The organism is Rhodococcus sp. AZ1 (assembly GCF_054979605.1).
On record NZ_JBUEQF010000001.1, the window covers coordinates 224,110 to 229,858 of the forward strand.

The following is a 5,749-nucleotide window of genomic DNA, read 5'->3' on the forward strand; positions in this document are numbered from 1 at the left end:
TTCGGGGGAGTCCCACCGACGAAGGAGCACGTTCGATGACCGTTTTCGCTCGCCCCGGATCGCCCGATGCCGCGATGTCCTTCCAGTCGCGCTACGACAACTGGATCGGCGGCGAGTGGGTGCCGCCGGTCAAGGGTCAGTACTTCGAGAACCCGACACCCGTGACCGGACAGAACTTCTGCGAGGTCGCCCGCTCGACGTCCGAGGACATCGAGCTCGCCCTCGACGCCGCCCACGCTGCCGCACCGGCCTGGGGCAAGACCACGGCCGGTGAGCGCTCGGTGATCCTGAACAAGATCGCCGACCGCATCGAGGAGAACCTCGAGTCCATTGCCCTCGCCGAGTCGTGGGACAACGGCAAGCCCATCCGCGAGACCATGGCCGCAGACATCCCGCTGGCGATCGACCACTTCCGCTACTTCGCGGGGTGCATTCGCTCGCAGGAGGGTTCGCTGTCGGAGATCGATCACGAGACCATCGCCTACCACTTCCACGAGCCCCTCGGCGTGGTGGGTCAGATCATCCCGTGGAACTTCCCGATCCTGATGGCCGTGTGGAAGCTCGCGCCCGCTCTGGCCGCCGGCAACGCCGTGGTGCTCAAGCCCGCCGAGCAGACACCGGCGTCGATCCTCTACCTCATCTCCCTGATCGGTGACCTGATTCCGCCGGGCGTGGTCAACATCGTCAACGGCTTCGGCACCGAGGCCGGCAAGCCGCTCGCGTCGAGCCCGCGCATCAGGAAGATCGCGTTCACTGGTGAGACCACCACGGGCCGGCTGATCATGCAGTACGCCTCGCAGAACCTGATCCCCGTCACGCTCGAACTGGGCGGCAAGAGCCCGAACATCTTCTTCTCCGACGTCATGGCCGCACACGACGACTTCCAGGACAAGGCGCTCGAGGGCTTCACGATGTTCGCCCTCAACCAGGGTGAGGTGTGCACGTGTCCGTCGCGCTCGATCATCCAGTCCGACATCTACGACGAGTTCCTGGCCCTGGCCGCGATCCGCACCAAGGCCGTCCGGCAGGGTGACCCGCTCGACACCGAGACCATGATCGGCGCGCAGGCCTCCAACGACCAGCTCGAGAAGATCCTCTCCTACATCGAGATCGGCAAGGGTGAGGGCGCGCAGATCGTCACCGGTGGCGAGCGAGCTCAACTCGGCGGCGACCTCAACGGCGGCTACTACGTCCAGCCCACGATCTTCACCGGCCAGAACAACATGCGGATCTTCCAGGAGGAGATCTTCGGCCCGGTGGTGTCGGTGACGTCCTTCACCGACTACGACGACGCCATCTCCATTGCCAACGACACCCTCTACGGCCTCGGCGCCGGCGTGTGGTCCCGCGACGGCAGTGTGGCGTACCGGGCCGGCCGCGACATCCAGGCCGGACGGGTGTGGACCAACACCTACCACCAGTACCCCGCGCACGCGGCCTTCGGCGGCTACAAGCAGTCGGGCATCGGTCGGGAGAACCACCGCATGATGCTCGACCACTACCAGCAGACCAAGAACCTGCTGGTGAGCTACGCGTCGAAGGCTCAGGGATTCTTCTGATGCCCCCTGCGCGGCTGCGCGCGACCGCCGGGGCGATGGATCTTCTCCGTCGCCTCGGCGCCGCGCACGGCGGGTTGATGATGCACCAGTCCGGCGGGTGTTGCGACGGGTCCTCGCCGATGTGCTACCCGGCGGGGGAGTTCATCGTCGGTGACCGCGACGTGCTGCTCGGCGTGCTCGATCTGCGGGCCGAGGTGGGGCAGGTTCCCACCGCGATCGCCACCGGGAACGATGCTGTGCCCGTGTGGATCTCGGGGTCGCAGTTCGAGGCGTGGAAGCACACCCAGCTGGTGCTCGATGTGGTGCCCGGTCGCGGCAGCGGGTTCTCCCTCGAGACGCCCGAGGGTATGCGGTTCCTGAGCCGGGGGCGCGCGTTCACCGAGGAGGAGAACGTGGAACTCGCCGCGGAGACCGTGGTGACCGGCGCGGCGTTCGAGGAGGGTGCGCGTCCGCCGGTGCCCACCGAGGCGATGGTGGTGGCCGAGGCGGTCGAGGCCTGCCCCATCCCGCAGTAGTCCTCTGCAGGAGCAATAGTGTGCAGTAATCCGTGTACAGCACGGATTACTGCACACGATTCGTCGGAGCCAGGGGAACCGCGGCGCGCCCGGGTGCGTCCAACTCGGCATGATCGATCGACTGCTGGCGGCGCAGGACGGCGTGGTCACCTCCGCACAGGCGCGCGCCGCAGGTTTGAGCGACGAGGCGATCGAGTGGCGTGTGCGCTCGGGTAGGTGGCGACGGGTCAGTCGAGGTGTACACGTGGCCCTGGACCGACCGTTCACCGACGCGGCACGGGCGCGATGCGCAGTGTGGTCCACCTCCGACGGGGTACTGACCGGAACGGGCGCGGCGTTCTGGCTCGGCATCACCGAGCATCTGCCGCCGCTGGTGGAGGTGACGGTGCCGCCGTCGGCCTCCGGGCGGGCAGCGCCGGGGGTGCGGATTCGTCGCCGCGCTCTCGACCCCGACGACGTGGTGCAGGTGCGGCGCGTTCAGGTTTCCGGTCGGGCGCTGACGGTGCTGGAGGCATCGGCGGTGCTCGGTGCGCAGATCATGGATCGCCAACTGCAGCGCTCCCTCACCCTGGCCGCGCTGCGTCGGGCGCAGGATCGCAATCGTGGCAGGCGCGGATTCGCCGCCGCCGAGAAGCTGCTGCGTGCCGCGGAGGGCGGTGCTCGCAGCGAGGCCGAGCGCCTCGCCGTCCGACTGATCACCGACGCCGGGCTCACCGGGTGGGTCGTGAACCACCGCGTGGGGCGGTACGTCGTGGACATCGCGTTCCCGGCCGCCCGTGTGGCCATCGAGATCGACGGCTGGGCTTTCCACAGCGACGCCTCGGCATTCCAGCGCGACCGCGTTCGGCAGAACACCCTCGCCGCATCGTGGACGGTGCTGCGCTACACGTGGCGTGATCTGACCGAGCGGCCGGCGGAGGTGGTCGCCGAGATCCGGGCCTTCGTCCGTTCTGTGCAGTAATCCGTGTACAGCACGGATTACTGCACACGCAGCGAAGTTGCGCACACCGGCATACCGTGGAGCGATGACGGTGCGTACGCAGTCGGTGGCGGGTACCTCGTACTCGTTCGACTCCCTGGTGGATCTGTTGGCGAAGGCCACGCCGCTGCGCTCCGGTGATCAATTGGCCGGGTGCGCAGCACATTCCGATGCCGAACGCGCCGCCGCAGCATGGGCGCTGGCGGACGTGCCGTTGACGGCGTTCCTCGAGGAGCAGGTGGTGCCGTACGAGAGCGACGAGGTCACCCGGCTCATCGTGGACACCCACGACGGCGCCGCGTTCGCCCCCGTGCGGCACCTGACCGTCGGGGGGTTCCGGGACTGGCTTCTCGCCACCGCCGCCGAACCCGACGCGGCCGGCACCCTCGCGGCCCTCGCGCCGGGGCTCACTCCGGAGATGGTGGCGGCGACCTCGAAGCTCATGCGCAATCAGGATCTGATCGCCGTCGCCCGCGCCGTGCGAGTGGTCACCGCGTTCCGCACCACCATCGGCCTGCCCGGCACTCTGGCCACCCGTCTGCAGCCCAACCACCCCACCGACGACCCCCACGGCATCGCGGCCGCGACGCTCGACGGGTTGCTGCTGGGTTCGGGGGATGCGGTGATCGGGATCAATCCGGCGTCGGATTCGCCGGAGGCGGCGGCCGATCTGCTGTATCTCCTCGACGAGATTCGGCAACGCTTCGAGATCCCGGTGCAGTCGTGTGTGCTCTCGCACGTGAGCACCACGATCGACCTGATCGCCCGAGGTGTGCCGGTGGATCTGGTGTTCCAGTCGGTGGCCGGTACCGAGGGCGGCAACCGGGGGTTCGGGGTGAACCTGTCGATGCTGCGTGAGGCCAACGACGCCGGCCGGTCGTTGAACCGGGGCACCGTGGGCCAGAACGTGATGTACCTCGAGACCGGGCAGGGCTCGGCGCTGTCGGCGAACGCGCACATCGGCACGGGCGGGCGGCCGGTGGACCAGCAGACGCTCGAGGCACGGGCCTATGCGGTGGCCCGCGCGTTGGACCCGCTGTTGATCAACACCGTCGTCGGCTTCATCGGTCCGGAGTACCTCTACGACGGCAAGCAGATCGTCCGCGCGGGGCTCGAGGACCACTTCTGCGGCAAGCTCCTGGGCCTGCCGATGGGGGTGGACGTCTGCTACACCAACCACGCCGAGGCGGACCAGGACGACATGGACACGCTGCTGACCCTGTTGGGTGCGGCGGGTGCCGCATTCGTGATCGCCGTGCCGGGGGCCGACGACGTGATGCTGGGTTACCAGAGCCTGTCCTTCCACGATGCGCTGTACGTGCGTCAGGTCTTGGGGCTGCGGCCCGCTCCGGAGTTCGCGGCGTGGATGCGATCGCTGGGGATGACCGACGACTCCGGTCGAGTACTGCCCATCGACGCCCGCACCTCGCCGCTGCGGGCACTGACGGGTGCGCCGTGACCACACCCGCGCCGGACGACTTCTGGACCGGCCTGCGTCGGTCGACGCAGGCGCGGATCGGGTTGGGGCGGGCGGGCGACGGGCTGCCCACCTCGCGGGTGCTCGAGTTCCGGGCGGCGCATGCGGCGGCGCGCGACGCCGTCCATACCGAACTGGACCTGTCCGCGTTCACCGCCGCGGTGTCAGCCGTGGGGCTCGGGGATCCGGTGGCGGTTTCCTCGCGTGCCGCCTCGCGCAGCGAGTACCTGCGTCGGCCCGACCTGGGTCGGGTGCCCGCGGACCTGTCGGCGGTACCGCGCACGGAGGCCGATATCGGCGTCGTGCTGTGCGACGGGCTGTCGGCGCGGGCGCTGACCGATCACGGGCCGGGTCTGCTCGCGGCGCTGGCGCGGGCGCTGAAGACCTTCACCATCGCACCACCGGTGATCGCGACGGGTGCGCGGGTGGCGCTCGGCGATCACGTCGGTCGGTCGTTGGGGGTGGCCACGGTGTTGGTGGTGATCGGGGAGCGCCCCGGTCTGTCGGTGGCGGATTCGCTGGGGATCTATCTCACGCACGGGCCGCAGCCGGGTCGGGCCGATTCCGAGCGCAACTGCGTATCCAACATCCATCCCCCGGACGGGCTGGGGTACGAGCAGGCCGCGCGTACGGTGGCCTCGTTGGTCGCGGGTGCCCGGCTGCTCGGCCGTTCGGGTGTGGACCTGAAGGATGATTCGCGCCAGTTGCCCTCATGACCGATCGGATTCGGCGGTCCGAAGCGCCTGTGATTCGCTGATTCGGCCCCGGAATCACACCCTTTTCCGGACAATCGCCACGAACCCGATCGCAGGTCGCTTTCGACGCTGTGTCGGGTCGGAACCGGCTCCACGGTCGCGTCAGTGGTGTGGGTCTCCTCGGTTACCCTTCTGTGGTGCCGCGGCGGGAACCGGGAGCCATCATCACTCGTAGCGGCAACGAACTACTTGCGTAAATTCACTGGAAGGTGCATAGAACCTGCAGGTCGGGGGACCGGGGACGGCTCGGTCATCGAGACCTCACATGTAACGAATCAGAGTCGACGGGCGACACACTTCCGTTGACGCAGCCGCCGAATCAGCCTGCACGTCATCGTTGACGAACCCCGGATCGGTCCGACGGCTTTTGTGACTTTCGACAAATGCGCGTGGGTCGATGGCGGATACTGCACAAGCGGTGTCCGGCGCGGCGATAGAGACGATCGACGAGGATGGTGCAGGAC

Annotated in this window: 5 protein-coding genes; all 5 read left to right on the plus strand. The window is 68.4% G+C overall.

All coding sequences use genetic code 11. From position 1 onward, the window contains the following. The first annotated feature begins 35 nt into the window (after nt 1–35). A complete protein-coding gene (gene exaC, locus ACY48E_RS01165) occupies nt 36–1,559 on the plus strand; it encodes an acetaldehyde dehydrogenase ExaC (protein ID WP_462870212.1) in 1,524 nt (507 codons plus the stop codon). Further along, the gene (locus tag ACY48E_RS01170; RefSeq protein WP_462870213.1) at nt 1,559–2,074 is read left to right on the plus strand and encodes a DUF779 domain-containing protein; all 516 of its coding nucleotides are present in this window, start codon (nt 1,559–1,561) and stop codon (nt 2,072–2,074) included. Before exaC ends, ACY48E_RS01170 begins: the two co-directional genes overlap by 1 nt. Nucleotides 2,075–2,183: 109 nt before the next feature. Beyond that, entirely contained in the window at nt 2,184–3,035 is an 852-nt protein-coding gene (locus tag ACY48E_RS01175) for a type IV toxin-antitoxin system AbiEi family antitoxin domain-containing protein (RefSeq protein ID WP_462870214.1), read from the plus strand. Nucleotides 3,036–3,099: 64 nt separating this feature from the next. Then, nucleotides 3,100–4,512: an ethanolamine ammonia-lyase subunit EutB gene (locus ACY48E_RS01180; protein ID WP_462870215.1), complete on the plus strand. Its 1,413-nt coding sequence runs from the start codon at nt 3,100–3,102 to the stop codon at nt 4,510–4,512. Further along, nucleotides 4,509–5,246 carry an ethanolamine ammonia-lyase subunit EutC gene (gene eutC / locus ACY48E_RS01185; RefSeq protein ID WP_462870216.1) on the plus strand — a complete coding sequence of 246 codons (738 nt, stop codon included), beginning with the start codon at nt 4,509–4,511 and terminating at the stop codon, nt 5,244–5,246. Before ACY48E_RS01180 ends, eutC begins: the two co-directional genes overlap by 4 nt. Nucleotides 5,247–5,749: the final 503 nt, after the last annotated feature.

Excerpts from the sequence above, each read along its gene's own strand:
- ACY48E_RS01180 (WP_462870215.1), top strand. The coding sequence starts at position 3,100 with ATGACGGTGCGTACGCAGTCGGTGGCGGGTACCTCGTACTCGTTCGAC.
- ACY48E_RS01175 (WP_462870214.1), top strand. The coding sequence starts at position 2,184 with ATGATCGATCGACTGCTGGCGGCGCAGGACGGCGTGGTCACCTCCGCA.
- exaC (WP_462870212.1), top strand. The coding sequence starts at position 36 with ATGACCGTTTTCGCTCGCCCCGGATCGCCCGATGCCGCGATGTCCTTC.
- ACY48E_RS01170 (WP_462870213.1), top strand. The coding sequence starts at position 1,559 with ATGCCCCCTGCGCGGCTGCGCGCGACCGCCGGGGCGATGGATCTTCTC.